Source organism: Mycobacterium sp. IDUB_24 (assembly GCF_055419385.1).
Map to the genome: position 1 here is coordinate 690,294 of NZ_JBVAXO010000001.1, position 26,140 is coordinate 716,433.

The 26,140-nt window shown below is 66.6% G+C and carries 31 protein-coding genes and 1 pseudogene; 13 read left to right on the forward strand and 19 right to left on the reverse strand.

What is annotated here, in order from left to right; genetic code table 11:
- Positions 1-42: 42 nt before the first annotated feature.
- The 6 genes from ACZYZF_RS03400 to ACZYZF_RS03425 are packed head-to-tail and all read left to right on the forward strand — an operon-like array spanning position 43 to position 3,467.
- A complete protein-coding gene (locus ACZYZF_RS03400) occupies positions 43-1,095 on the forward strand; it encodes an alcohol dehydrogenase catalytic domain-containing protein (protein ID WP_463743522.1) in 1,053 nt (350 codons plus the stop codon).
- Entirely contained in the window at positions 1,092-1,496 is a 405-nt protein-coding gene (locus ACZYZF_RS03405) for a nuclear transport factor 2 family protein (RefSeq protein ID WP_463743521.1), read from the forward strand. Before ACZYZF_RS03400 ends, ACZYZF_RS03405 begins: the two co-directional genes overlap by 4 nt.
- Before the next feature lie 5 nt (positions 1,497-1,501).
- Positions 1,502-2,320, forward strand: a complete 819-nt coding sequence (locus ACZYZF_RS03410; protein ID WP_463834523.1) for an SDR family NAD(P)-dependent oxidoreductase — start codon at positions 1,502-1,504, stop codon at positions 2,318-2,320.
- A 7-nt stretch (positions 2,321-2,327) separates the two neighbouring features.
- The gene (locus tag ACZYZF_RS03415; protein WP_463834524.1) at positions 2,328-2,663 is read left to right on the forward strand and encodes a barstar family protein; all 336 of its coding nucleotides are present in this window, start codon (positions 2,328-2,330) and stop codon (positions 2,661-2,663) included.
- Positions 2,664-2,721: 58 nt separating this feature from the next.
- Positions 2,722-2,979, forward strand: a complete 258-nt coding sequence (locus ACZYZF_RS03420) for a hypothetical protein (RefSeq protein ID WP_463743518.1) — start codon at positions 2,722-2,724, stop codon at positions 2,977-2,979.
- A 38-nt stretch (positions 2,980-3,017) separates the two neighbouring features.
- Positions 3,018-3,467, forward strand: coding sequence for an SRPBCC family protein (locus ACZYZF_RS03425; RefSeq protein WP_463834525.1), 450 nt, complete (start codon positions 3,018-3,020; stop codon positions 3,465-3,467).
- 99 nt (positions 3,468-3,566) lie between these two features.
- Here ACZYZF_RS03425 and ACZYZF_RS03430 read toward each other — a convergent pair whose 3' ends face one another.
- Entirely contained in the window at positions 3,567-5,444 is a 1,878-nt protein-coding gene (locus ACZYZF_RS03430) for an HNH endonuclease signature motif containing protein (protein WP_463834526.1), read from the reverse strand.
- 34 nt (positions 5,445-5,478) lie between these two features.
- Positions 5,479-6,390: a mycobacterial-type methylenetetrahydrofolate reductase gene (locus ACZYZF_RS03435; RefSeq protein WP_463834528.1), complete on the reverse strand. Its 912-nt coding sequence runs from the start codon at positions 6,388-6,390 to the stop codon at positions 5,479-5,481.
- Between the two features lie 142 nt (positions 6,391-6,532).
- Between ACZYZF_RS03435 and ACZYZF_RS03440 the strand changes: the two genes are divergently transcribed.
- A complete protein-coding gene (locus ACZYZF_RS03440) occupies positions 6,533-7,294 on the forward strand; it encodes an alpha/beta hydrolase family protein (protein WP_463743515.1) in 762 nt (253 codons plus the stop codon).
- A 9-nt stretch (positions 7,295-7,303) separates the two neighbouring features.
- Positions 7,304-7,756 carry a 6,7-dimethyl-8-ribityllumazine synthase gene (locus ACZYZF_RS03445; RefSeq protein ID WP_463743514.1) on the forward strand — a complete coding sequence of 151 codons (453 nt, stop codon included), beginning with the start codon at positions 7,304-7,306 and terminating at the stop codon, positions 7,754-7,756.
- Positions 7,757-7,777: 21 nt separating this feature from the next.
- Here ACZYZF_RS03445 and ACZYZF_RS03450 read toward each other — a convergent pair whose 3' ends face one another.
- On the reverse strand, positions 7,778-9,139 hold the full coding sequence (locus ACZYZF_RS03450; RefSeq protein ID WP_463834529.1) for an FAD-dependent oxidoreductase: 1,362 nt from the start codon (positions 9,137-9,139) through the stop codon (positions 7,778-7,780).
- Positions 9,140-9,217: 78 nt separating this feature from the next.
- Entirely contained in the window at positions 9,218-10,123 is a 906-nt protein-coding gene (locus ACZYZF_RS03455) for an alpha/beta hydrolase (RefSeq protein ID WP_463834530.1), read from the reverse strand.
- A gap of 106 nt (positions 10,124-10,229) precedes the next feature.
- Here ACZYZF_RS03455 and ACZYZF_RS03460 point away from each other — a divergent pair, with 106 nt between their 5' ends.
- Positions 10,230-10,868 (forward strand): TetR/AcrR family transcriptional regulator, encoded by a 639-nt coding sequence (locus tag ACZYZF_RS03460; protein WP_463743511.1) that lies wholly within the window; start codon positions 10,230-10,232, stop codon positions 10,866-10,868.
- Here the strand turns inward: ACZYZF_RS03460 and ACZYZF_RS03465 are convergent.
- The 12 genes and pseudogenes from ACZYZF_RS03465 to ACZYZF_RS03520 form a co-directional block, all read right to left on the reverse strand.
- Positions 10,847-11,290, reverse strand: coding sequence for a hypothetical protein (locus ACZYZF_RS03465; RefSeq protein WP_463834531.1), 444 nt, complete (start codon positions 11,288-11,290; stop codon positions 10,847-10,849). The genes ACZYZF_RS03460 and ACZYZF_RS03465 overlap by 22 nt on opposite strands.
- A 66-nt stretch (positions 11,291-11,356) precedes the next feature.
- Complete coding sequence (locus tag ACZYZF_RS03470; RefSeq protein ID WP_463743509.1) at positions 11,357-11,896, reverse strand: hypothetical protein; 540 nt, start codon at positions 11,894-11,896, stop codon at positions 11,357-11,359.
- Between the two features lie 40 nt (positions 11,897-11,936).
- Positions 11,937-13,199: a cytochrome P450 gene (locus ACZYZF_RS03475; protein WP_463834532.1), complete on the reverse strand. Its 1,263-nt coding sequence runs from the start codon at positions 13,197-13,199 to the stop codon at positions 11,937-11,939.
- Positions 13,200-13,627, reverse strand: a pseudogene (locus ACZYZF_RS03480) (hypothetical protein). It lies immediately after the preceding gene.
- 10 nt (positions 13,628-13,637) lie between these two features.
- Positions 13,638-14,357 carry a hypothetical protein gene (locus tag ACZYZF_RS03485; RefSeq protein ID WP_463743508.1) on the reverse strand — a complete coding sequence of 240 codons (720 nt, stop codon included), beginning with the start codon at positions 14,355-14,357 and terminating at the stop codon, positions 13,638-13,640.
- A 192-nt stretch (positions 14,358-14,549) separates the two neighbouring features.
- Complete coding sequence (locus tag ACZYZF_RS03490; protein ID WP_463743507.1) at positions 14,550-15,149, reverse strand: TetR/AcrR family transcriptional regulator; 600 nt, start codon at positions 15,147-15,149, stop codon at positions 14,550-14,552.
- A 48-nt stretch (positions 15,150-15,197) separates the two neighbouring features.
- A complete protein-coding gene (locus ACZYZF_RS03495) occupies positions 15,198-15,884 on the reverse strand; it encodes a hypothetical protein (RefSeq protein ID WP_463743506.1) in 687 nt (228 codons plus the stop codon).
- Positions 15,881-16,798, reverse strand: coding sequence for a VWA domain-containing protein (locus ACZYZF_RS03500; RefSeq protein ID WP_463834533.1), 918 nt, complete (start codon positions 16,796-16,798; stop codon positions 15,881-15,883). Before ACZYZF_RS03500 ends, ACZYZF_RS03495 begins: the two co-directional genes overlap by 4 nt.
- The gene (locus tag ACZYZF_RS03505) at positions 16,795-17,757 is read right to left on the reverse strand and encodes a hypothetical protein (protein WP_463834534.1); all 963 of its coding nucleotides are present in this window, start codon (positions 17,755-17,757) and stop codon (positions 16,795-16,797) included. Before ACZYZF_RS03505 ends, ACZYZF_RS03500 begins: the two co-directional genes overlap by 4 nt.
- Complete coding sequence (locus ACZYZF_RS03510) at positions 17,748-18,221, reverse strand: hypothetical protein (RefSeq protein WP_463834535.1); 474 nt, start codon at positions 18,219-18,221, stop codon at positions 17,748-17,750. Before ACZYZF_RS03510 ends, ACZYZF_RS03505 begins: the two co-directional genes overlap by 10 nt.
- Positions 18,211-19,077: a DUF58 domain-containing protein gene (locus ACZYZF_RS03515; protein WP_463834537.1), complete on the reverse strand. Its 867-nt coding sequence runs from the start codon at positions 19,075-19,077 to the stop codon at positions 18,211-18,213. The genes ACZYZF_RS03510 and ACZYZF_RS03515 overlap by 11 nt, the downstream gene beginning before the upstream one ends.
- A gap of 7 nt (positions 19,078-19,084) precedes the next feature.
- Positions 19,085-20,086, reverse strand: coding sequence for an AAA family ATPase (locus tag ACZYZF_RS03520; protein WP_463834539.1), 1,002 nt, complete (start codon positions 20,084-20,086; stop codon positions 19,085-19,087).
- A 157-nt stretch (positions 20,087-20,243) separates the two neighbouring features.
- Here ACZYZF_RS03520 and ACZYZF_RS03525 point away from each other — a divergent pair, with 157 nt between their 5' ends.
- Positions 20,244-20,393: a hypothetical protein gene (locus tag ACZYZF_RS03525; RefSeq protein WP_463834540.1), complete on the forward strand. Its 150-nt coding sequence runs from the start codon at positions 20,244-20,246 to the stop codon at positions 20,391-20,393.
- A complete protein-coding gene (locus ACZYZF_RS03530; RefSeq protein WP_463834541.1) occupies positions 20,390-20,842 on the forward strand; it encodes a VOC family protein in 453 nt (150 codons plus the stop codon). Before ACZYZF_RS03525 ends, ACZYZF_RS03530 begins: the two co-directional genes overlap by 4 nt.
- Here ACZYZF_RS03530 and ACZYZF_RS03535 read toward each other — a convergent pair.
- Positions 20,775-23,624 (reverse strand): MMPL/RND family transporter, encoded by a 2,850-nt coding sequence (locus ACZYZF_RS03535; protein WP_463834542.1) that lies wholly within the window; start codon positions 23,622-23,624, stop codon positions 20,775-20,777. The two genes, ACZYZF_RS03530 and ACZYZF_RS03535, sit on opposite strands and share 68 nt — an antisense overlap.
- 55 nt (positions 23,625-23,679) lie before the next feature.
- Between ACZYZF_RS03535 and ACZYZF_RS03540 the strand changes: the two genes are divergently transcribed.
- A complete protein-coding gene (locus tag ACZYZF_RS03540; protein WP_463834543.1) occupies positions 23,680-24,414 on the forward strand; it encodes a TetR/AcrR family transcriptional regulator in 735 nt (244 codons plus the stop codon).
- 80 nt (positions 24,415-24,494) lie between these two features.
- Entirely contained in the window at positions 24,495-24,935 is a 441-nt protein-coding gene (locus tag ACZYZF_RS03545; RefSeq protein ID WP_463835127.1) for a flavin reductase family protein, read from the forward strand.
- A gap of 4 nt (positions 24,936-24,939) precedes the next feature.
- Here ACZYZF_RS03545 and ACZYZF_RS03550 read toward each other — a convergent pair whose 3' ends face one another.
- Both ACZYZF_RS03550 and ACZYZF_RS03555 read right to left on the reverse strand, forming a co-directional pair.
- Positions 24,940-25,659 (reverse strand): NUDIX hydrolase, encoded by a 720-nt coding sequence (locus tag ACZYZF_RS03550; RefSeq protein WP_463743496.1) that lies wholly within the window; start codon positions 25,657-25,659, stop codon positions 24,940-24,942.
- A 51-nt stretch (positions 25,660-25,710) separates the two neighbouring features.
- On the reverse strand, positions 25,711-26,088 hold the full coding sequence (locus ACZYZF_RS03555; RefSeq protein WP_463743495.1) for a nuclear transport factor 2 family protein: 378 nt from the start codon (positions 26,086-26,088) through the stop codon (positions 25,711-25,713).
- Positions 26,089-26,140: the final 52 nt, after the last annotated feature.

Genomic DNA, 26,140 nt, shown 5'->3' on the forward strand with positions numbered 1-26,140 from the left:
ATTCGAGAGACTATCTCGATTATTCGAGAATTGGTAGGTGCGATGCGCGCAGTCGTCTTACGGGAAGGCGCACTCAGTGTGCGCGAGATCCCCGATCCCGTACCGGGTCCAGGTGAGCTTCTGTTGCGGGTACTCAGTACCGCGATCTGTGCGTCCGATGTCCACTTCATGGACCACCCGGAACTCGGACTCAACGATCCGACGGGCCGATCGCTCTACGACACCGGACAGGATGTGGTGCTGGGCCACGAGTTCGTCGGCGAGGTCATCGGTCACGGTCCCGGCTGCACCGATCAGTTCCCCGTCGGCACCCGGGTCACCTCGATTCCACTGCGCCTGATCAACGGCGGCGCCGACGGCGGGCACATCATCGGCCAGCACCCTGATTCGCAGGGAAGTTTCGCCGAGATGGTGGTGGTCACCGAAGCGATCGCCCGTGCCGTCACGGGCGACGCCTCCGACGATGCCGTCGCGCTGACGGATGCCTTCGCAGTCGGCGAGTTCTACGTCCGCAGTGCTCGACTCGAACCCGGCGAGATCCCCATCGTGGTCGGTGCCGGTGCGATCGGGCTGTCCGCCGCGGCGGCCCTGGCCCGCCGCGGCGTCGAACCGATCATCGTCTCGGACTACCAAGCGGATCGACGGGCGCTGGCCTGCAAGGAGTTCGGCGCCCACATCGCCGTCGACCCGGCTGAGCGCTCACCGATGGAGGTCTGGCGCGAGGTGCGCGCCGAACGCAACCTGTGGGGCCCGGCCGTCGTGTTCGAATGCGTCGGCGCGTCGGGGCTGATCCAGAAGATCGTCGAGGAATCCGATATGTGCACCCGCATCTACTGCGCCGGCGGCTGGTACACCGGAGACACCCTCGACATCACCACTGCCACCCGACAGGGAGTGACCCTGCAGTTCGGCGGCGGGCCGTGGCCGCAGGACTGGTACGGGACGCTGGACGCGATCGCGTCCGGAGACCTGGACCCGACACCCAGTATCGGCATGGTGGTGCCGCTCGACGGGGTTCCCGACGCCCTCGACTTGGCTCGCCGGTCGGCGGGACCGGCCCGAATCATTGTGCATCCGAACGGAGAACACGCGTGACCTACCACGAAGACCACCTGGACATCGTCGATGTGCTGGTTCGCTACGCCACCGGGATCGACCGGCGGGACTGGCCGCTGTTCCGCACCGTGTTCACCGGTGACTGCGTGCTCGACTACGGCGAGATCGGGCAATGGAACGGGGCGGACGCGGTCACCGAGTTCATGGAGCGATCCCATGCGATGGCCGGGCACACCATGCATCGACTGAGCAACCATGCAATCGCCAGCGATGGCGCCAGCGCGACGGCACGCACCTATGTCGACGCGCTGATCATGGCTCAGGACAACAACTCCGGTGTCAACGCCGTCGGCTTCTACGACGACGAGCTGGTGCGGACTGACGAGGGGTGGCGCGTTGCACGCCGACGCTTCACCCCGATTCGAGTGGTCGAGGTCTAGGGGCAATGGAATTCGCAGACAAGTACGGGCCGTGGGCACTGGTGGCGGGCGCCTCCGACGGGGTCGGCTCGGCCATGGCCGAGGAACTGGCCCGGCGCGGCCTCAACGTGGTGCTGCTGGCCCGGCGCCAAGAGGTACTCGATGACGTCGCCGCGAAGATCCGGCAGCAGACTGGCGTGCAAACCCGCACGCTGGCAATCGACCTGGCCACGGCCGGGGCCGCTGCCGAGGTGATCTCAGCCACCTCGGATCTGGACATCGGTTTCCTGGTGTACTGCGCGGGTGCCGATCCCAAGTTCACCCCGTTCTTGTCAGGGCCGCTCTCGGATGCCGAATCGCTCGTGCAGCGCAACTGCATGGTGCCGATGCAGCTGTGCCACCACTACGCACAGCCGATGGTGGATCGAGCCCGCGGCGGCATCATCGTTTTCGGATCGGGTGCCGGATTCGCCGGTGGTCCGAACATGGTGGCCTACGGTGCGAGCAAGGCCTTCGACATGGTGTTCGCCGAAGCGTTGTGGACTGAGTTGCACGACAAGGGCGTTGACGTGCTCGGGCTGATCCTCGGCAAGACCGACACTCCCGCGCTGCGCAGACTCGAACATGAACGGGGCCAGATCGACTCGCCGGATCAAACCCCGCCGGGTGCGGCTGCGGTCGATGACGTGGTCGCGACGGCATTCGCCCATCTCACCGAGGGCCCCACCTGTCTGGTGGGCCCAGAGATCCAAGCCGCCGCACAGTTGATGGCCTCGGTGAGCCGCAATGACGCCGTGCGCTTCATCGCCCAAGCGGTCGGCACGGCGATGGGCGAGGGAAACTGACTCGTCTATGGACAAGACGATCTCAATTGACCTGAGTGGAACGAAGACAACCGAGCAACTACATGCCGTTCTGAAGAAGACGTTCGGATTCCCGGATTTCTACGGCGGCAACTACCCCGCCTTGGTGGATTGCTGGTCGAGCCTACGGTATCCCGACGACGGCATGAGCAGCGTTGTCCTCGACAACCTGGAAGATCGCCTCGAGCTTCATGTCAAGAACTTGGCCTCGTGCCCGGAAAGTGTCGTGCGCACTGTCATTTCGGCAGTCGAGGCAGTCAACCACAGGGCCCGACTGAACAGCCTGGAAGAACTGATCGTGCTGGTTCTGAACGAATCTCGTTGATTCTCATCAGCTCACGGGGAGACGATCGCTCCAAATCGCCGCCCGCACGCCCGCGGGATTGTCCGACCGCCTCGATACCGCTTACGCTGCGCTCGTCGACGGGCTGTGCGAAGAACTGAATGGATGGATCAGCGTCTGGGCGCCGAACAAGTCGCCCGAGCAGACGCGAGTTCTGGCAACACTCGGAATCAACAGCCTGCTCGGAGAACGCTTCTCCTCCAACCTATTCCGTCGTTCAACAACGCCCTCGACCGATGACGAGTACCTGAAGGAGTGGACGGCCACCCTCGCAGCGCGGGTCCAATCGCTCGGCTGACTACCGCGACGGACCTCGACAGCACACTTCGGCAGTGATTGTCTGATCTGATGGGACGGTCGTACCGCTACACCGATGTTCGTCGGGTCGCCGCAGACCCACAAGTCGTTTGGAATATCATCTCGAACCACGAACGGATGTCCGAGTGGACGCCGTCTCACACGGTGGTTCTGGAAAATCCCGGCAGCCCCGATCCAAACGGTGTGGGCGCGGTCCGGGCTCTCCATATGTTCGGACCGGTTATCCGCGAACGAATCACGTGGTTCGAGCCGCCGACAATACTGCGGTACAGCCTGGTGTCGGGACTACCCTTTCGCGACTACACCGGCCAGATCACCGTCGAGCCCGCGGAAAGCGGCAGCGTGATGTCGACGACAATCACGTTTCGGACGATCATCCCGGGCACGCAGATTTTCGTCGCGATTGCCATGCGTCTGGCTGGCGCGGGCGTTGTTCGCATGGCCCGCCGATGCCCCCGGACGGATTGAATCCATGACTAGTATCCCGCCCCAAAGGCCGCGGTTGCAGATAAACGCAGGCAGTCACTGGCGAGATGGCGCGGGCAAGCGCCGGGCTTGCTCGGATGCTTAGGGACCGCGTGCTGGCTTGCTGCTGAGGGCGTAGTGGTCGATGGGTGGCCATGGGTCGGGGTCGTCGTATGTGTATGTGTCGTGGTGGGATTCGGCTGGTGGTGCGTCGTCGGGCAGCAGTTCCCAGCCGGGCGGGATGGCTGGGTTGAACGGCTTTGGGGTGGTCGTGTCTGTGTCGGACGAGTCTGGGTTGCAGAGGTGTTCGACATTGGGCGAGACCGGTGTGGTCTCGCCGAAAGCTGCGTCGCGCTGTAGGTCCCACTGCGGGTTCCAGTCCTGGTCCCATTCGTCGCAGTGCGGTTCGGGTACACGGACGGGTACCAAAGCCCAGTCGGGGTCGGGATCGCGGTGCGCGGTCCATTCGAGGCCTGGGTGGTCATCTGCGGTGAGGTCCGGGGCCAACTCGGGGTTTGGCGCTAGCTGCCAGGCCGGCGGGGCTGGCTCCGGTGCAGGGTCTGGCTTCGCTTCCGGCACGGGGCCCGGTTGCGGGTCGGGGTGCTGGTCCTCGGGTGGGGTCAGGAGTAGTTCGGGGCGGTGGTGGTAGTTGATGCGGTGTTGACCGTGATCCAGTCCCGGAGGTGGATGCCATTCCACTTCACCGTCGGGATTGATGAGGGTGGTGTAGCCGCCGCCGGCGCCGACCATCCGATTGTCCGGCCCACAGGCCAGGGTCATGTCGTCGACGTTGGTGTTGCCCCCGTCCGCCCAATCCGCCACCGCGTGATGGATCTGGCAGCCGTAGGCCCCGACGGTGCAGCCCGGTTTGGTGCACCCGCCGTCGCGGGCGATGAGCATGATGCGTTGGGCCGGGCTGGCGACACGGCGGGCCCGGAAATAATTCAACGCCGCGCCGGTGGCCTGATCGAAGATCGCCAGGTGATGGTGGGCATGGGCGCCCATCCGGATGACGTCTTTGATGGGGATTTTGCGGCCGCCTCCGGTCACCCCGATCCCGGCGCGCGATTCGAGGTCTTGCAGGGTGGTGCGGATGATCACCGACACCGGTAGCCCGTTGAGCTGTCCGAGGTCCCCGCTCATCAACGCGATCCGCCCGATGACCAGCAGCGCGTCGTGTTGGCGTTGGGCCAGGCTGCGGTGATCGCTGTCGATCTGAGCTTGGGTGGGTGTGCCGGTGGTGCACGGTGGGTCATCGTCGGGGTTGCACATACCCGGGGCGGCGAACTTGGCGAACAAGACCTCGAACACCGCGGCGGCTTCGGGGTTCAGGTTGGCCATCAGGGCGGTCATCGCATCGCGGCCCTGCTTGCCCATGGTGACCCCGCGCTTGCGGGCCCGTTCGGTCTCGTCGGGTTCGGGTCCGTCCTGATCGAGCAGGAACAGGCGCAGTCCGGCTGTTTCTTTGAGTTCTTTGGGGCCCACGCTGACGGCGACGCGGACCAGGTCGGCTTCGAACTGTTCGCGGGTGGTCTGGTCGACGAAGCCGGGCAGATCCCCCACGGCCTCACGCAGCACTTTGACGTGATCACCGGTGAGCAACCCCGCCGACTGGGCGGCGGTGACCACGGGCAGCACCGGCGGCAAGGGTTCCCCGGTCAGGGTGCGCCGGGGCCCCAACTCGGCGGTCTCGGCCAGGCGGCGGCCGGCCTCAGCGCTCGACAACCGCCACCGGATCCGTAGCACCTCGTTCCACGATTTGGCACCCAACTCACGTGGCGCGGCCTCAACTTGGAGCTGGGCCAGCAACCGATGCAGCGGGCCGGGCAACTGACACGCCAGGGTCTCGTACTCGTCGAGCACCGCCAGCAAGTCAGTCCGGGTCAACACCCCAAAATCACAGGCGGCGAACGCGTCGTAGGCGGCCCGCAACCCCTCTACCGCTTGGACCGCACCCGCCTGCATGACTCGAACATACATTCGACCACCGACAAGAACGGCCGCCTGGCAACGGCTAGCCCGCGCGGTCCGGAGCCCAGTACTCCAGCATCTCGGCGAACGTCTCGAAGGCGGGCTTGGACACCCCGTAGGCCGCCTCGAAGTGGATGCTCAGCGGGAAGCCGAGATCGGCGACCCCGTCGATCACCCGCTTGTAGAGGTCGAGCATCAGCTTGCGCTTTTCGGCCGGGTCGATAGCGGCCAGGTGGCTCACGAACTCCTGCTCGGCAGCGACGGCAGGATTGCCGGGGTCTTGGATGAGCCAGTTGATCAGGCCGACCTTGGTCTCCATCTTCGGCACGAAACCGAACGACAGCAGGATCTCGGGCCGGTGTTCGGTGGTCTTGGCGAGCTCGGTCAGGTATTCGACGATCGCGTCGGAGTACAGCAGCTGGGTCATGCCGTAGGTGGCGCCCTGCTCACATTTGAAGTTGAACCGGCCCTGCTCACCGTCGCGGGTGGGGATCAGGATGGCACCGCGGTTGGGGACCAGATCCTCATAGATCGACAAGGCATCGGTGGGGGCGACACCTTCACCCTCGCCGTCCTTCATGGTCCGGGGCACGCCGACGAATGCGATGCCGTCGAAAGCTGCCCCGCTGAGGTCGTTCAGGCGCTTGCCCAACGCCTCCTGGCCCAGAAAGGACGTGACCTGCGTGCACAGACCCCGCATCTCGGGAAGTTCGGGCCGCAGGATGTTCCAGTAGTCCAGGACATCCATCCGCGGCTTCATCTCGATCGGACGGTCGTCGTCCTCGTCGATCATTCCGGGGATCATGACGTGGCGGATCCGGCCTTCGATGCCGGTTTCAGCTGCCAGTGCGAGCACTTTCCGCGCCTCTTCGACGGGGTACTGCAGGCCGCGTTCCAGGGTCGGCGGGACGAGTTCCAGCGCGATGGTGTTCAGGGGCACGAACTTGCTCCACATCTCAATACATTCAGTCGCAGCTTGCCGGGCAGCACTGACCAGCAGCAGCCATGATCTCCACATTACGGAGCTGGGCCGGCAACCTCGCAGGTACCTCCGGCTAATCGCCGCCCCGTCGCGGGTCACGTGGTAAACCACCGTCATGGCTGAGCGCGTCACATTCCCGAGTTCGACCGGCCCGACGCTGGCGGGTGTGATCGACCGGCCCGAGGGTCCGATCCGGGGATGGGGCGTCTTCTCGCACGGTTTCACCTTGGGCAAGGACTCCCCGGCCGCGTCCCGCATCTGCAAACAGCTCGCCGGCGACGGGATCGGCATGCTGCGCTTTGACGCACTGGGTCTCGGCGCGTCCGAGGGTGACTGGGGTGACGGCTCGTTCACCGTGAAGGTCAACGACGTGATCGCCGCCTGCACCTTCATGGCCGAGCGCGGAACGCCGGCCGACATTCTGATCGGCCACTCGTTCGGCGGCGCCGCGGTGATCGCCGCAGCCCGGCAGTCCCCCGGCGTGCGGGCCGTGGTGACCGTAGGTGCCCCGTTCGACCCCACACACGTGGAACGTCAATACGACGCGGTGATCGAGCAGGTCTGCGCCGAGGGCAGCGGTGAGTGGATGGTCGGCGGGAAGACCCTGACCCTCAAGCGCGCATTCGTCGAGGACGTCCGGGCCGCCGACCTACGCGACAAGATCACGGCGCTGAAAATGCCGCTGCTCATCCTGCACTCCCCGACCGACAACACCGTCGGCATCAAGAACGCGAGCGACATCTTCTGGGCCGCGCGCCACCCGCGCAGTTTCGTCTCACTGGAAGGTTCCGAACACCTTCTGACCGGACCCGGGCAGGCCAAACGCGCCGGACGAATCATCGGCGCCTGGGCCGACGCCTACCTCGACGTGCGATAGCGTCACTACATGTCTGACGCAGCCACTCAGATCGCGTTCGTGCAAGCCACCTGGCATCGCAACATCGTCGACAAGGCCCGCGAGGGGTTCACCGAACAGATCGGCAGCCACGGGATCGCCGGCGGCGCGCTGGAGTTCTTCGAAGTGCCCGGTGCGTTCGAAATTCCGCTCACCGCAAAGCGTCTGGCACTGACCGGGCGGTACCGGGCGATCGTCGCGGCGGGACTCGTCGTCGACGGCGGAATCTACCGCCACGACTTCGTGGCCACCGCGGTGATCGACGGGCTGATGCGCGTGCAACTCGACACCGACGTGCCGGTGTTCTCTGTCGTGCTCACCCCGCACCATTTCCACGAGCACGATGAGCACATCGATTACTTCACGAAGCACTTCGTCAAGAAGGGCGCCGAAGCGGCCAACGCCGTCGCGGCCACCCTGGCCGTGCACAGTTCGCTGGGTTGACGACCGCGGCACGATCGCATTTCAGTCGCGCACCAAGGCGTCGCGTCCGGCCCGCAGCATGTCCTGCCGCGCCACCACTTTCACACGTTCGCGTCCCTGCACCTCGCCCAGGGACATCTCGTGGGCATCAAGGCGCTCCCACTCCGCCCACGTGGTGTAGTCGACGCCGTTGGCCGACAAATGCTCGAGGATCGCATCGGGATCGCCGGTTTCGGGCGCCCGCAGGCCTGACAGGTCGTTGAGCAGGCTCGTGACGGTTTCGGCCGCGTCGGACTTGGTATGCCCGATCAACCCGATCGGGCCGCGCTTGACCCAGCCCGTCACGTACGCCGCGTCGATCAACCCACCGTCGATATCCAGCACCCGGCCTGCATCGTTGGGCACCACACCGGCGTGATGATCGAACGGTAGATCCGCCAGATGGGTGGACAGGTAGCCGACGGCGCGGTACACAGCTTCGACCGGCCAATCGGTGAATTCTCCTGTCCCACGGACATTTCCATCCCCACACAGTTCCATGTGCTCGGTGCGCAGGCCTTGGACCCGGTCGGTGCCCAGCACGGCCACGGGCGCCTGGCACAGATGAAGGTGGATACGGTGCGGTGCGCCCGTCGGCTCGCGCTGCAGGTACTTCATCATGGTGTCCACTACGAGCCGGGTCGACTTGGTCGTGTTGATGGCGTGCTGGCTGGCCTCGTCGATCTCGAACCCCTCGGGATGCACGATGACGTCCACGCTCGGCGAATGCGACAGCTCGCGAAACTCCATCGGGCTGAACTTGATCTGCGCGGGCCCGCGTCGGGCGAACACGTGGACGTCGGTGGCCTGATTGGCGGCAAGGCCCTGATAGACGTTGCCCGGAATCTCGGTGACGAGCTGCTCGTCGGCCGGCTTGGCGAGCATCCGGGCGATATCGAGGGCCACGTTGCCCGCGCCGAGCACCGCGACGTGCTTGGCGGTCAGCGGCCAGGTGCGCGGCACGTCGGGATGTCCGTCGTACCAGGACACGAAGTCGGCGGCGCCGTAGCTTCCCTCCAGGTCGATGCCGGGGATGTCGAGCGCCCGGTCGGCCCGCGCCCCGGTGGAGAAGATCACCGCGTCGTAGTGGCGCCGCAGATCGGCCAGCCTCAGATCCGTGCCGTAGTGGACATTGCCGATGAATCGCACGCTGTTCTGGTCACGGGACAGCACCCGGCGCAGCGCCTTGATGATCTCCTTGATCCGCGGATGATCTGGGGCGACGCCGTAGCGCACCAGCCCATACGGCGCTGGGAGCCGGTCGAAGACGTCGACACGGGCGTGCTCGTACTCCTTGGTGAGAATGTCGGCGGCATAGATGCCCGCCGGGCCCGCGCCGATGACTGCTACCTGGATCTTCCTCATGACCGCCCTTACACATTTAGGTAAGGCAAGCCTAAATAGAGCCGGAGATCCCGCAAGAGCTCCCCGACGAGATCCGCGTCACGGTGCCGTGACGCGGCGGACGTGCCCGGCGATCCGCTCGTAGACCTTCCTCGTGACCTCGGCCGCATTGCTCATGATGTTGTAACCGTGATCGACGTCGGGCACTTCGTGATACTCGGCCAGGGCGCCCACCGCATCGAGCTTCTGCGCGTACTGCCACGCCTCGTCGCGCAGGCGGTCGTATTCGGCTGTGACGATCAGCGCCGGAGCGATCCCGTCGAGTCCGTCGGCGTTGGTGCCCCAGGCCGGGGACGCCAGGCGGTCGCTGCGCCGGGCACGATCGGGGATGTAGGCGGTGTCGAACACCTCCCCCATCCACGGCTTCAACACCGCCTTGGCGCCGGCCGGGGAATGCTTGTCCTTGGTGGCGGTGACCAGGTCCAGCGGTGGATAGTGCAAGACCTGTAGTGCGATCCGCGGCCCGCCACTCTCCAACGCCAACCGCGCGGCAGCAGCGGACAGGCTGCCGCCCGCGCTCTGGCCTCCGACGCACAGCCGGGTGCCGTCCCAGTCCCGCTCGGGTTCCGAGGCCCAGGTGAGCACGTCATAGATCTGCTCGACCGGCGTCGGGAACCGATGCCCGGGGGCCAACAGGTAATCGACGTTGACCACAATCACATTCGCGTGCGCGGCGAGGAAACGGCACCATGGATCGTCCTGCTCTCGGTGCCCGACGACGAAGCCACCGCCATGCACGTTTACGTACACCGCGGGCTTCTCCTCGCCGGCCTCCGGGTGATACACCGTGGCGGCAACGTCGCCGTGACGGGTCGGGATCTCGGTGAGCGTTGTGCGGCCGGGTATGTCGGGGAACCGAACGCCACGCATGGGCCCCGGTCTCACCCCCACGGAGAACAACCGGGCAAGAGCATCGGCCAACATCGGCGTGGACAGTATCGACACGGTTTCCTTCTGGGGCTCGTCGCGATAAGCGACATCGACCGTACCCGCGCGAGCATCGATCCCCGCCCTGGACCACAAGACAACATGAATTGGGATCACGTTAGCCATGTGCGACGATTTGCGGGTGGTCACCCACAAGCCCCTACGGCGCCGCCAACCAGTACAGGAGCGCAGCAGACGACGCGTCGAGCGAATCCGGTCCGCAGCGCTCGAGCTGCTCGAGACCCAGGGTGTCGACGCTGTCACCACCCGTGCCATCGCCCATCGCGCCGACGTACCGGTCGCGACGGTGTACCAGTTCTTCCCCAATCGCGACGCGATCCTGCAGGAGATCGTCACCGACCACCTCGACCGGCGCGACGCCGAAGGCGCAGCGGTCCTGGCCGCACTGGCACCGACCAGCCTGGCCGAGGTGGCCCACGGCATCTTCGAGTTCCACTACGAACACCTGCGGAACCATCCACATCTGGTCAACCTGCACTACACCAGCCTGGCCACCGGGCAGCTCGCCGATCCCCGCATGCGCCGGGCCGAGTTCGCCAACGCGCTGCATGCCGGGCTGCTGCATTGGGGGCTGCTGCGCGAGGGCACCGATCCGCTGGTGACGATGGTCGCTGTCGAGATGGGTGATCGCTTGCTGGAGATGGCTTTTCACGCCGGCCCCGAGAAGGACCGGGCGATCCTCACCGAGGGCCAACGGGCGCTGACGCAGTACCTGCAGACCTACGCCGCACCTACCGCCTGATCAAAGCCCCCGTCGCGGAACTGCTTGGCCAGGGCGAACCGGGTCAGCGTGCCGACGAACCGATCGAGGTCGGCGAGTCGGACAGCGCGCAGGCCGGCGCCGGCGCCCCATCGTCTGTCGCAGCGTTCGAGGATGACGGCGTCCACCGGCTCGTCGAACACCGGGACCGCCACCCCTGGTGCGCTCGTCTCGGACCAGCCCTCGACCAGGTGTACCTGCAGGCGCCTGCCGTCGACCCGCCGGACCCGCACCGATGTGGCCGTGACGGTGACCGCGACCGTAGTGGTTTCGAAGTCACCGCCGATGCCGACCTGGACGACATCGTCGACGAGCGGGACGGTCAGACAGATTGTTCCCGGCCTGAGTTGGTCCAGCAGCCGGTCCAGATCAGATGGCGGCAGGGACGACGAACACGCACGCATACCGTTAATGATTATCATTTTCATCAGTTGCCCTCAACTCCGCGGGCAAGTGCGCTGCTCAGCGGTTCAGCGACGAGTGCTGCCGCCACCGACTTCGGCAGCCAGCGGCGGCGGCAACGGCGTCGTGGGCGTGGGCGACGCGGTTGCCGGAGCGGGCGCCGCACCGGGAGACTTCGCCGAATCCTGCGCCGCCGGCGAACCCGGGCGGTGGAAGTCGATCATCGCCTCCTCGCGGATCACTTTTTCCCCCGCACTGAGCACCAGCGACTTCGCCGTCACCAGGTATTCGATCCCGGCGTTCTCCACCCGGAACGCACCGTCGTCGTTGCGCTTCGCGGGCACGATCAGTTTGGCGCCGTCGCGCAGTCGGACACCGCGGTACTCGTACGTGCCGCCCGACACCGAACAGATCGCCACCCTGGAGGCGTCGGTGCTGCCGAACAACACGGTCGCCTCCGCACTGGCACACCGCGCCGTGGAGTCGACATACCCACGGCCATCACTGGCCGGGGCGGCCGAAGCCGACGGACTACCCACCGCGAGCAACGTGACACCCGCCGTCACCGCAGCGGTGAGACAGCGACGCGGGGACAAGGCACCAGACATCGGTTACCACTGAACCACGGCTTTGCTGCTTACGGGGGCGTCAGCCCCGAGACAGCGCCGAATCGTTAGGTCCCCGCAATACAACCGGTTCTCCCGGGGAGAACACGACCGGGACCCGACGGTAGCCCCGCGTCACGGAATTACCGTGGAACACCACGGTGGCGCTGGGATCCACGGCGACATCGGGCATCCGGGTCAGTACCTGCTCGAGGCCGACGGCGAACTCCAGACGAGCGAGGTTGGAACCGAGGCACCGGTGCACTCCGGCCCCGAAACCGAGGTGGCGGTTGGCCGAGCGGTCCAGCACGCAGCGGTCCGGCTCGGGGAACTGGGTGGCGTCCCGGTTCGCCGCGGCGTAGTTGAGGACAACGGCCTCGCCCGGGCAGAACCGCTGCCCGCTCAGTTCCACGTCCTTCGCCACCGTGCGGGGCAGGCCGTGGATCGATCCGGCGAACCGGACGAACTCCTCGACGGCCTTCGGCAGGATCTCCGGTTCGGAGATCAGCCGGTCACGCTCGCCAGGGTGGGTGGCCAGGTAGTGGAATGCGAAAGACATTGCGCCGGCCGTTGTTTCGAGACCGGCCTGGACCAGCAGGATGGCGTTGGCGACAATGTCATTGAACGGCAACGGTTCACCGTCGATCTCGGCGCGCAGCAGCACGTCGATCATGTCATCGCGCGGAGGTTCGGCGCTGCGGGCCGATACCGCATCGTGCAGATGCTGATACAGCCGGCCCCAGGCCAGCATCCGGTCCTGCTCGACGGCACCGTTGAGGGCGGTGTCGACCAACTCGAGGCACAACGGGACGTCACCGACGGGCATGCCGAGCAGATATTTGAAGAACACGATGCCGGGTTGCTGCCAAGCGATCTTGGCAAGATCCCCCCGCCCCTGTTCGATGCACGCGTCGATCAGCAGATCGGTTTCGGCCCGGATCTGCAGCGTCAGCGCCTTCATCCGCGCCGGGGAGAAATACGGGTTGAGTACCTTGCGGAACTTTTGTTGCCGCGGCGGGTCGAGGGTGATCACCAGATCACCGCCGGCCTGCCGGGCACCCTCGGGTGTGGGGTTGCTGGAGAAGTGCTCCCAATCCTGCGCAATCCGATAGCACTCGTCATAGCCGAGCGCGACCCACGCACCATCGGTGGGAAAGAAGGGCGCCTCGGTATGCGCGATCGGCGCCCGCTGGCGCATCACCGAATACACTTCGTACAGCAGATCGTGATCGTTGAAGTCCTCGTGGCGCAGATCCCAGTTGAGGGCGTGCTCTTCAGTTGACTTGGACGCAGGCGATTTGGGCATCTATTTGCCCGGCTCTTGGGCCTGACGGGCCTGACGTTCCTCGTAGCGGCGCACCAACTCGCGGAACCCCAACCGGTCGTACTTCGATGTCGGCTGCACACCCCACTCATCGCGGGCGGTGTCCTTACCCTCGGCACCTTCGGGAGGTCCGAACATCGGGTAGGGGTGCTTGCACTCCAGCGTGTCATCGGAGTAGCGCACCTTCAGCAGCTCGCTGCAGATTTGGGTCATGCTCAGCGTCGGATAGCCGTAGTAGACGGCCATGAACGGCAACGTGAAGCGCCCTCCACCACCAGGGCGACCAGGCACACCAACACCGCCCGCTTGATCCATTTGTGTATGTTCGCGTAGTACGGGGTGGTGCCCGGGGGTAGGTCCTCGCCCGCGTCCTGATCGGTCTCGGTAGATGTCGACACAATGCGCTCCATTCGAAGTTGTTCAGTCGGTGAAGATTTCGCGGTTGACCGTGTGCAGGTACGGGATCGCCAGGAATGGTGTGATGTAGAAGATGTCGTAGAGCCACCAGCCGATCACCGGGAAGATCACCCCGGCATAGCGGACATCGGCGAACATCGTCATGTTGAAGACATAGACACACCAGATCACCACGCCCATCCAGCAGGTGACGATCATCCACTGCTGCCCCCAGCGCTTCATCTGCAGGAAGCCGATGCCCGTAGCAATCCGCATCGTGAAGACGGTGAGGATGAGGGCGACCTCCCAGGCCTTCTCCCCCGGCCCGCCGGCGCCGCCCACCCACAGCTCGTTGAAGTGCCAGAAGTAGCCGGCGTCAAACATGTTGCCCCAGCCGGTCAGAAGCACTCGTGCCAGCAAGGAGTGGTTCCCGATCAGGTCCAGCGACCAACCCATCGCATTGATCGCGGCGTCGATGATGACGAGGTAGCCGAGCAGGGTGACCATCATCGGCCGCACCGAGAGTCCGTCACGCTGCGCACGCCGGAGCAACCACACGCCACGCAGGAAAATAGGAAGCCCGATGATGCCGAGGACGGCGCTGCCGATCAGTAGCGATCCGACGATCAGCCACTTGTCGGCCTGCCGTTGTGCAGTCCGGGACTGCTCGTCGTGGTCGGCCACCGACTGCTCGCGCGGGCCGGCCGCAGCCGCGCCGCGCGATCTGATCGTCGGCAGATTCAAGGGTCCTCCTGTAGGCCGGTCTCGAACTGTTGACTGGCTATAGTCAACGATTCGCCGGCTCGACAGGGGCCCGGGGTATGCGTATTCGCGCCGGTTTCTACAGCTGGGTTGCCGATCGGCCGCCGGCGCGACCCGGACGTGGAAATCCGCGGCGGGAACGACCTCGTCGCATCACAATTCCGCCCAGGACCACTAAGGCATCAGGCTGCGCATGGTCCTGACCACATAGTCGTCCAGCAGGGCATCGCGCGTGGGCCAGTCGTTGGTGGTGATCAGCAGGGCGTAGAAGCCGAGCAGGAAGAAGACCGCGCTGTTCCACGGGTTGACGTCGGCGGCGACCTCACCTTGTTGCTGGGCCGACTCGATCTCCCGCGCCACCCCGGAGATCACCGGGTGCTCCTGACTGTCCGGCGCAGGGGGCCGCGTCTGCGAGAAGTGCAGGGCGAGAAAGTCTTTGAACAGGACGCCGCCGAGCCGCCGTTCCAGGCCGACAACCAGCCGCATCGACTCGCGCAGCCCATCCTCCAAGCTGTGCGGTTTCTTGAGGAACTGGGCGTACTGCTTGGCGATGCGGACTTCTTCGCGCTGCTCGAGTTCCAGCAGCACATGCTCCTTGGTGGGGAAATGGAAGAAGAACGTGCCGTGCGCGACGCCGGCCGCCGTCACGATCGTGCCCACGTCCGCTTCCGCCATCCCGGCACGCTTGAACTCGGCGATCGCCGCGCCCATCAACCGCTCACGCGTCTGCAGGCGCTTCGCCTCACGCGCCGACAGCCCGTCCGCCACAGCCATTTCATTCCTTCGTGTCGACCGGGCTCAACGAGCCCGACTCACCCGAATCTAACCCGTGGCGGCATCGCGCAGGATCTGTTGCAGCCGGTCCACCGGATCGCCGACGGTCGGGTCGAGCCGATTCCGCGGCTGCGTGGTGGACGTACCCCCCATCGCCGGGGGCGGTGTCTGGGCGGCCGGGGGTGGAGAGGACACCGGTGGCGGCGAGATTGCGGCGGCGGCGTCGATCTTGCTGTTCAACCGTCCCAGCGCCTCGTTGCGGATGGTTCGCCGATCCGGGTCCGGGTCGGTGTTACCCGCGAAGCACCCCACCGGAGCCTTCTCCACCACATCGCGCGCTGCCAGATAGCGGGTCAGTGCCCCTTCGGGATCCATCGCCGCGATGGCGCGATCACCGAGAGTCTCGCGTACGAGTTCGAGGTTCACCCTGGCCGAACATGTTTCACCGGCCTCATGCCTATCCATCGCCACGCTGAAATGGCGGTCGGCGTCATCGAGCCGGTTCTCGAGGACAGCCAGAGCGCCCGCGGCATAGTCCGCCTTGCCCGGTTCGACGATGTTCAGTACCTGCAGCCTGGCCACGTCGCCTGCCATCGCCTCGGTGTCGCGGTCGGCGAAATCGGCTGCCGCCGAGTGGCCGATCACCACGACCGACAGCAGTTTGACGACGGCGATCAGGACTATGAGCACCACCGGGGCCGAGTACAGCAGCAGCCTGCGACGCAACCGGTTCATGGCCCGGACCCCAGATCGATCGACTTCAGGCGGCGGAATCCCCGCAGGACCACATAGAGCTCGATCAATATGAGCAGCGCTGCGGACCCGGCGAAAACCCAGTACAGCTCGATGGCAGCGCGGTCCGGGGCAGCGACGGGGCTCCGGCTCGGCGTCTTGTCGGCGGGCAGTGCAACCTCCAGCGGTGTCGCGCCGGTACGCGGCACGAACGGCACCCCGATCTGTTCGGCGACGCCGCGCAGCGCCGGCGTACCGGCGTTTCCGTAGCCCAGGACCGCGCCGCCGTCCACGGCGTCCTCGGGCAGCTCGAATTGCCGTTGCGGTGCTTGAGATTCGGGCGCACCGGCGCCGAGATAGAACACCAGGTTCTGGGCTCTCGGGAACTGCTGCACCGCACTGATCAGCTGGTAGCGCAGCACGCTGGCGGCCGCACCGACGTTGGAATCCGGTGTCGCCGGGTACGCATCGGTAGCGGCCACCACCGGCCGCAAGCTCCAGGTATCGGCGGACAGCGGCCACACCACGGACGGACGGCCGGCGAACCCGATCACCGCGAAGCGGGCGTCGGGATACCGTTCGATCAGCGCCGCGACATCGTCGCGGGCCGCCGCCATCCGAGAGCGTCCATCGGCACCAGGTTGCGACATCTCCGGCGAACGGTCCAGGAGCACAAAGATGTTGGGGTCCCGGTCACCGGCCGGCCGGGGCACCGTGTCGTGGCTCCCGCCCACAGTGGGTCCGAGCGCGGCCATCAGCAGGAGCACCCCGGCCGCCGTCACCGACGACCAGCGCCACACCGCCGCCCAGCCACCACCTCGCGCCCTGACCCGCCCGAAGGTCATCCCCCGCGCCGCGACGAGCACCACCGCGAGCACTGCGAACAGCAACGCCGGCAGAACCGGATGAAGGCTCATCGGCGCACCACCACAGGCCACCACCACAGGACTGCCAACGCCAGCAATGCCAGCAACACGGGCACCGCCGGGGTTTCGGCGGAGATGACGTCCGCGGTGTCGCCGGTCGTCCCGGCCTGCGGCGGATGGTCCCGGATCTGCGTCAGATGTGCGGCGGCATCGGCTGAATCAGAAAACCATCGCCCGCCGGTGCTGCGAGTCAGCTCCGCTACCGCCCCCTCGCCGGATCCGGACGTGATCGCGTTGACCTGAACACCTGCCGTCACCGCGAGGTCACGGAGCCTGTCCTCGGTGAACAGCGGGGCGGATCCGGTCGATCCGGGCAGGGACTCGGGACCTACGTAGATCAGCGAACGTCGCTGTGCGGACTTCTCCTCGAAGGACGGGAAGCCGGTCAGACACATTGCCAGCACGTCCTGGACGCCGGCGGTGTAATCGACATAGGACACCGCTGCGACCAACGGCCGGGCACCTTCCTGCCGGCCGACTTCCGCGAATTGCGCTGCGGCGTACTGATAGTCCCGAGTGAGCGGGATGACGCGACGGTTGGCCGAGGTCAGCCCGATCCGATCGGTCCCGAAGGAGCCGGCCCGACCGGCGAAGTAATTCAATGTGGCGGTGACCGCAGGGTCGGTCACCGGGCCGCCGATGCACACCATGATGTCCTCCGGTGTCGCCACCTGGGTGGTGCGGGGCCACGACGGAAGCCCGGTGGGACGCGCGGCAGCCAGAACAGAACCTGCGAAAGCGGCCGTCAACAGCACCATGGCAACCACGGCGGCGATGGTCCGCAGCCGCGCGCTCCGCACGTAGGAGGGCAGCCGGGTGAGCCGCCCGGTATTGGCCAGTGGTCTGAGCCGGTCCGGGTCCGTGGGTTGTCTCAGCAGCAGGGCCAGGGCCACGCACCCGGCGAGTGCGAGGCAACCGGCGATCACCACTACCCACCAGATCAGGTCCATCCGCGGATCAACTCCTCGGCGGCGTCGCTGGCCGTACCGGCATCGAGCGCCGAACGATGGTTGAACTGAATGTCGGTGAGCTCGGCCAGAATCGGCGCGGCCGGTGCAGCCGAGCTTTCCGCGATGGCGTCGACCTGCATGTACTGGGCCTGCAGGCCGGTGGCCGCGTGCAGGAAAGCACGGAGTTCCCGGCTCAGCGCGGCGCCGGTGCCCGCTGCGCTCAAATCACCTGCGCGATAACGATTCCCGATGCGACGGACCGCCCGGACCGATCGGCGGCGCAGCAGTTCCGCCCGTGCGGCGCCGACGACGGGCAGGTCGCGCACCGCACGGCGCTGCGATGTCAGTACCACGACTGCCGCATACCAGGCGCAGAGCAGCAGGATCAGGCCGATCGCGGTCCACAGCCACACCGGCGAGTAGGGCGTCGGACCGATCACATGGCGCAGCAGGTCATCCGGCACGGGCGTACATCCCGGTCATCGCCGTCAAGGCCGCCCTGATCCGCAGGCTGCCGGGAATCCGGGCGTGCGGTATCCGCTGCCTGATCAGGAACTCGGAAAGCTGCTCGCGCCGTTGTGCTTCGGCGTCCAGGTAGGCCGCGATGACATCGCGGTCCAGATCGGCCAGGATCGGGCGGCCGTCCGCGATCTCGTAACTGCGGCCGTTGTCCCGGTGCCCGCTCACCGCGGGCATGTCGCCGACCAGTGCCCACAGCACGTCGTGTCGGGCGGTGAGCGGGCGCAGCACATCGGCCAGTCGGTCGGTGACCTCCGGTTCGTCGGACACCACGAAGATCAACAGCCGGTGCCGGTAGTGGCGGGCCACCCATTCGAGCTGAACCAGGATGTCGCTCGGGCCGGGGTGATCTGCGGCGTGGTGGTGGAAGCGGTGCAGCATGCTCTCGATATGGGTCTCGCCGCGGCGCAGCCGGATGTCCACGGTGCCGCGGTGGTCACCGAGCACCATCGCGATCTCGTCGGACCGGGGCAGCGTCATCAATCCGACGCCGCCGATGATGTTCAGTGCCACAGTTCTTTTCAGCTCGCCGGACGGGGCCAGTGCGCAACTGTTCCGGCCGGCGTCGGCGACCACGAGCACCTTGTGGTGCTTCTCCGAGACGAACCGTTTGATCAGGGTGTGCCCGGAGCGCGCCGTGGCCTTCCAGTCGATGTCGCGAACGTCGTCACCGGGAACGTAAGGCCGGAGCTCGTCGAACTCCAGGCTGCGGGTGTGTACCAGGGCGTAGCGGCCACCTTCGAGCAGACCGCCGGCGTCGCGGCCGACGTACGCCTTGGCGGAGTCCAGATACCTGCCCATCGGGGCCTCACGGGACCTGCACCGCACGCAACACCGCGTCGACGATGACATCGGGGGTGACGCGGGCCGTGGCCGCCTCGAATCCGAGGATCAGCCGGTGCCGCAGCACCCGATGCGCCAACCGGGCGATGTCGTCGGGCACGACATGGTCGCGGCCGCGCAGCACGGCCAGCGCCCGGGCCGTCCGGCAGAAGGCCAGAGTGGCGCGCGGGCTGGCCCCGTACTCGATCAGGCGGGCCAGGTTCGCCGGCAGGTACTGTCCGGGTTCGCGGGTGACGGCGACGAGCCGGCCCGCGTACTCGACGAGCGCGCGATCCAGATAGACCGACCGCACGATGCCCTGGGCGCGGCGCACGTCATCGATCGTGACGACCGGAGCCGCGCGGTGATCCCGGTCGTAGAGCCCGGCGTCCATGCGGGCGGCGATCTCGACCTCCTCCTCGACCGAGGGGTAGCCCACGATCTCCTTGAGCATGAACCGGTCGGTCTGGGCCTCCGAGAGCGGATAGGTGCCCTCCTGGTCGACGGGGTTCTGGGTGGCGATCACCAGAAACGGCTCGGGAATGGCATATTCGACGCCGGCGATCGTGGTCTGACGTTCCTCCATCGCCTCGAGCATGGCGCTCTGGGTCTTGGCGCTGGAGCGGTTGATCTCGTCGAGCAGCACGATGTTCGCGTGCACCGGGCCCAACTGCGTGGCGAACGAGTTGCGCGCGGCCTCGTAGATCTGGGTTCCGATGATGTCGCTCGGCAACAGGTCCGGTGTGCACTGGATGCGCCGGAAGCTGCCGTCGATGGATTCGGCCACCACCCGCGCCGCAGTGGTCTTGGCCAGCCCGGGAACACTTTCGATGAGCAGGTGTCCCCCGGCGAGCAACGCGACCAACATCGATTCGCGCAGGTGGTCCTGACCCACCACCCGGGTGGCGAACGCCGAGGTCACCGCACCCGCAATGCGCTGGGCTTCGGCGGCGTCGCGCTGGTCAACCTGCAATCGCGGTGCCGTCATGCGTCCTTCCCGTATTCACCCTCCCCGGCGTATGTACCCAGACTTTGCCGAAGTCATGCCGGCGTGAGCGGTGCGGCGGCCCAGAACGGTTCCGTGCGGACACCTCGGCGACTACCGTCGGAATAGCTGAGCTCGACGCCGGGAGGGTGCTCACACGATGACCGACTACCGCCGTCCATTACAGTTCGGGCTGTTCGTCACGCCCCGCGCCGACAACACGCTCGCGCTTGCTGAACTCGCCGATCAGAGCCTGGATCTCATTGCCATCCAAGATCATCCGTACCAGGCGGAAGGGAATCGGAGATGAACCTCGACGACAGGCTGCCCAACCCCGAGACGGGTGTGTTGCTGACCCACTTTCTCACCGTCTCCGATGTGCCCCGCTCGCGAGCTTTCTACAGCGAAGTGCTCGGTGGCGAGGTGGTGATGGCCGAAGACCCGTGCATCATCAAGCTGGCCAACAGTTGGCTGATCATGAACCCCGGCGGCGGTCCCACGCCGGACAAACCGGACGTGACCCTGCAACCGCCGACCGATCCGCACACCGCGACCAGCTTCCTGAACATCCGGGTGGCCGACATCCAAGCCTGTTATCGCAAGTGGAGCGCGAAAGGTGCCGAGTTTCTGACCCCACCCATCGATCGAAAGGCTGAAGTGCGCTGCTACATGCGCGATCCAGACGGCTATCTCATCGAAGTTGGACAGATGACCGGTCTGCTGAGCGGTATTCACGCCGGGACGGGCTCGTCGACGTGATGGCCCGACGCGGCCACCAGAACCAGCGGCCCAGCAGCACCGCGATGGGCGGCACCACGAAGGTCCGCACCAGCAGGGTGTCGATGAGCAGTCCGATGCCGATGGTGGACCCCACCTGGGCGATCGTCACGACGCTGGCGCCCAGCATCGCGAACATGGTCAGCCCGAACACGATCCCCGCGACGGTGACCACGCTGCCGGTGCCGGCGAACGTGCGGATCGTCGCGGTCCGGACTCCGGCCTCGGACTCGTCGCGTAACCGCATCGCCAGCAGTAGGTTGTAGTCCGCGCCGACGGCGACCAGGGCGATGAACGCCAAGGCCGGGACCGCCCAGTGCAGGGGTTGGCCGAACAGAAACTGCCAGATGGCAACACTGGCGCCCAGCGCCGAGGCGTAGGAGAGCGTGACGGTGGCCAGCACCACGATCCCGGCCACGGGGCTGCGCAGCATGGCGGCCACGATCAGGAAGATGAGCACGAGCGTGGCGATGACGAGCAGCGTGAAGTCGTGTCCGACGTACGTGATGAGTTCTGCGGTAGCGGTTCCCACCCCGGTGAGGTCGACGACGCCACTGACGGCCAGCGGGGTGTCCTTGAGCGCTTCGGCGGCGGCGATGCGGATCGCACCGGAGCGGTCGGCGCCGTCCCGGCCCCAGGATTCGCCGTCGCCATAGACCAGCAGCCGCGTGGCACGGCCGTCGGGCGAGAACATCATCTCCATCGCCCGGCGGTAGTGCGGATCGTCGAAAGTTCTTGGCGGCAGGTAGAACCCGCCCTCAGAACTGCCGTCGAAGTCGGTGCTGAGCTGTGACAGGTAGCCGGTCATCTGCTGCATCTGCGGCCCGACAGTGCCCAGGCTGGCGCGCAGGGTGGAGGTGAGGCCGCGCAGCTCGGCGAGCGCCGCGCGCATCGTCGCCACACCCTTCGCCGCACCGTCGAGTGAGTCGGTGGCGCCGGCGGCACCTTCTTGGAGGGCACCCGCGCCCCCGGCGAGCGTGCCCGTCGCGCTGACCGCGTCGTCCAGGGGCGTGACGATCTTCTGCACCGCGGCACAGATCGGGTTGGCCGCACAATCGGGGTTGCCGTTGACGAATTGGCGTAGCGGATCGGCATATCCGGACACCTGCTGCAGGTTGCCCCGCAGTCCGGTCATGCCCGCACCGATGTCCTGCGAACCTGCCCCGACCCGGTTCAACCCGTCGACCGCACCGGTCAGCCCGCGTTGCATGCCGTCCAACGAGGCGTCGAGTTGTCCGATCGTCGCCGCGACGGTATCCACGGAGTTCATCCCGTTGATCGCGGATTGTGCTGTGCTGTCGAGTTGTTCGCCGATCTGGCCGGCCTGATAGGTCAGGGTGCCCTGCCGCACCGGGGTCCCGGCGGGCCGGCTGGCGGACTGCACCGTGCGCACTCCCCGCACCTCGAGGACCTTGCGGGTGACGCGCTCGATGGTGATCAGCCCGGCCGGGGTGCGTAGATCACGGTCGGCCTGGATCGAGACGATCTCGGGGAGCAGCCTGTTGTCCGGAAACCTTCCGTGCACCGCCTGGTATCCGCGGCTGGAGTCGGTGGTGGCGGGTTGTGCGCTCAGCTCCGCGAAGCTGACCTCGGCACCGAACAACGGAACCGCGCAGACGATCAGGGTTCCGACGGCAACCACCAGAACAGGGCCCGGCCATCGGGCGACCCCGGTGCCGATCCGGCGCCATCGACGGTTGATCCGCGCTGCCCGCGGCTCCACCCATCCACGCCGGCTGAACCAGCCGATCATGGCCGGGGTCAATGTCAGCGCGCCCAGCATCGCCGCGAGAATGCCGATGCCACTGGGTATCCCGGCGCTGCGCAGGAAATTCACCTTGGCGAAGGTCAGGCAGAACAGCGCCGTGGCGATGGTGGCGGACGATCCGACGATCACCGGCGCCACTCGGCGATAGGCGTCGGCCAGCGCATCCGGCGGAGCCAGACCGGCCCGCCGGTTCTCGTGGTAGCGGCCCAGCAGGAAGATGCCGTAGTCGGTCCCCGCGCCCAACACCATGGCCGACATCAATGCCACCGAGAACACCGACACCTCGATCACGCCGTGCTCGCCGAGCAGGGCGACGACCGGACGCCCGAGCGCCAGCGACAGCCCCACCGACGCCAGCGGGACCGCCGCGGTGATGGGCGAGCGGTACACGCACAACAGCAGGGCGGCGATCATGCCGACGGTCAGCACCGTGATCCTCGCCAATTGTGCGTCCAGAGCCGCGAATTCGTCCACCAGGCTGGCTCCGGGCCCGGTGACGTACGTGCGCAGCCCCTCCGGCGGACGGGCCGCGGCGACCGCCGCGCGCAGGGCGGACACCGCCTCGGTGGCAGTGCTGCTCCCCAGTTGTCCGGACAGCCTTGCCATCAGATAGGCCGCCTGGTGGTCCCGGCTCTCGAATACGGCTGCCGCGGTGGGGTCGTCCCACAGATCCATCACCGATTCGACGCCTGGGGTGTCCATCCGCAGCCGGTCGGCGAGGGCCCGGTAGTAGCCGCGGTCGGGCTCCCCCAGCGGCCGGTCGGCATCGAGGACGACATAGGCGATGTTGTTGCTGTCCGAATCCCCGAACAGGGTGCCCATCCGCTGGGCTGCCCGGGTGGCACCGGAATCGGCCGGAAAGAACGCCCGGGACTGGTCTTTCACGACGTGTTCGAGCTGAGGCACCGCGATGTTGCCGACGCCGGCGAGCAACAGCCAGGCCGCGATGACCAACAGGGCGTACCTGCTCGCCGCGCGTGCAACGGACTTCAACATCGCTTCCCACCCTCCATAACAATGTTATTGGCAGGTATAACATTGTTATGGCAGCATGTCCAGGACGATGGCGACCATGGGAATTCGCGAAAGCCTGATCGAGGAGAGCCTGCAGGTCCTCGAGGAGAGCGGGCCCGAGGCACTCAACGCACGCATGCTGGCCAAACGGATCGGCGCCTCCACGATGGCGGTCTACACACATTTCGACGGCATGCCGGGCCTGTACGAGGCGCTCGTGCGCGAGTCCTACGTCCGCTTCGGCAAACACCTGGACCGGCACCCCGACAGCGACGATCCGGTGGCCGACCTCCTCGCCTCCGGACTGGCCTACCGGGAGTACGCACTCACCTATCCGCAGCGGTACCGGCTGATGTTCGGGATCACCTCACCGGCGATCGCCCTGCCGATCGGCCGCGACATCACGGTCGACGGCAACCCGGCGGCGCTGTCCGAGATCAACTCGGTGTACGCCCAGATCCCCCGCTTCGTAAGGCGTTGCATGGACGCCGGGGCCATCGACGAGGGCGATCCGGTGGCTGTCGCCGCCCAGATCTGGACCATGATGCACGGTTATGTGCTGGCCGAGATCATCGGCGTCTTCGGCACCGACGGCAGCGGCGTCTCGCGGGTGCTCGCGCCGCACATCACCAATCTCCTCGTCGGCCTCGGTGGTGACCGGGAACGAATCCTGCAGTCGTTTCAGCGGCTGAAACCGCCTGCCGCACCGCCACCCCCGAGTCCACCCGCGACGGCAACGGTCCGGCGCGGGCGCCGGACTCGCAGCCCTTAAACCCGCCGGTGACCGACAATGGTCTGGTGGCGCAGAGCTGGGAAGGTTTCGACGGATTCGTCGGGCTGCTCGACTATCCGATGTTCATCGTGACGGCGCCGTCCTCGGTTGGACCGGCTGGCTGTCTGGTCGGATTCACCACGCAGGCAAGTATCGATCCACCGCGATTCCTGGTCGGGATTTCGAAGCAGAACCACACGTTCGCCGCGGCGGAAACAGCCGATCACCTGGGCGTGCACCTGCTGGCCTCCGACGAGTTGGACCTTGCCCGCTGGTTCGGTGGGCAGACGGGCGACGCGATCGACAAGTTCGCCCGGTGCAGCTGGCATGAAGGGCCCGCAGCGACGCCGATCCTCGATGCCGCACCGGCGTGGTTCGTGGGCGCGATCCTCGATCGTGTCGACCTCGGTGACCACGTCGGGTATCTGCTGAATCCGATCGCGGGCCAAGCCCCGGACGAGCCTCGGCCCTGGGTGAATCTCACCGACGTGGCCGATCTCAAGCCCGGCCACGAGGCCTGAGTCCCTACTTCCAGGCGAAGACCGGCTGTTCGAGTTCATCGACCGGATCGGTGCGGCCCTCCAGGGCCAGCCACCGCAACTGCAACAGCACCGCACCGGTCGGGGCGTGGATCAGGTCGTTGCCCAACGGGATCTGCACCACCGGACGCGGACTCTCCGGAATGGTGATGAACCGGGGCGAGTCCTCACGCTGCAGTTGATGCAGCCCCACCCGGTACGCCGCCACCACCTCATCGGGCGACGGATGCAGATCCAGCCGACCGCCACCCCAGATCACCACCGGGGTGATGACGTACCCGGAGCGGGTCGGATAGTCGTCGAGCAGGCCCAGCACCGCCGAGTCCGGGAGGTTTACGCCGACCTCCTCGTCCAGTTCCCGCAGCGCCGCCTCCACCGCGGTCTCCCCCGGGTCCAGCCGGCCACCGGGAAGCGCCCATTGCGCGGCGTGTGACGACAGCCGAGATGTCCTGCGACACAACAGGAAAGCGGCGCCACCTGAAACATCCACCATGCGTCCGTCGAGACCGGGTTCCGGCATCGGCCGGCCCCCGATCCACTCGTCGACGGGAGCCGGGTCCACCCGGTCCTCACCGAGTTCGGAGTCGACCAGCACCACCGCGACGGCCGCGTGTCGCTTCGTCGGATCGGTCACGGCGCGGCGCGCGTGCCCCTCCAGATGCGCCCCGATGCGTTCCCGCAGGGCTTCGTCGTAGGCGATCGTCACCGCTCGACCATATGCGGGGCGCGGGCGATGCGACCGGCGAGGTGACGCTGCCTACTGTTCCGCCTTGCGCGTCTGCTGATACAGCGCGAGCTTCCAGGCCCCGTCGACCCGGTGGTAGACGCTGGACATGGCGCCGACGAACGCGGGCTCGTCTCCATCGCGGTAGGCCGTGCCGACGTAAACCAGAACCGCATTGTCGTCGTCCACGGCGATCAGCCGCACTCCGCTGATCTCGTACGCGCGCCACGGCGGGGACTGCGCCAGCGCGCTCACGACGGTGTTGCGGTCCATCACCATGCCGTTGGCGAGGACCATGACGGCGTCACGCAGCATCAGATCGCCGTAGAAGTCGGCGCCGGTCGACTCGCACAGCGAATCCCACCCGGCGCGTTCGATATGCAGGAGTTGGTCGAGAAGTGGGCTGGTCACCGCTAGGTGATACCCGTTACCCCGACCTGATATACCTGGGCATCGGTGTTAA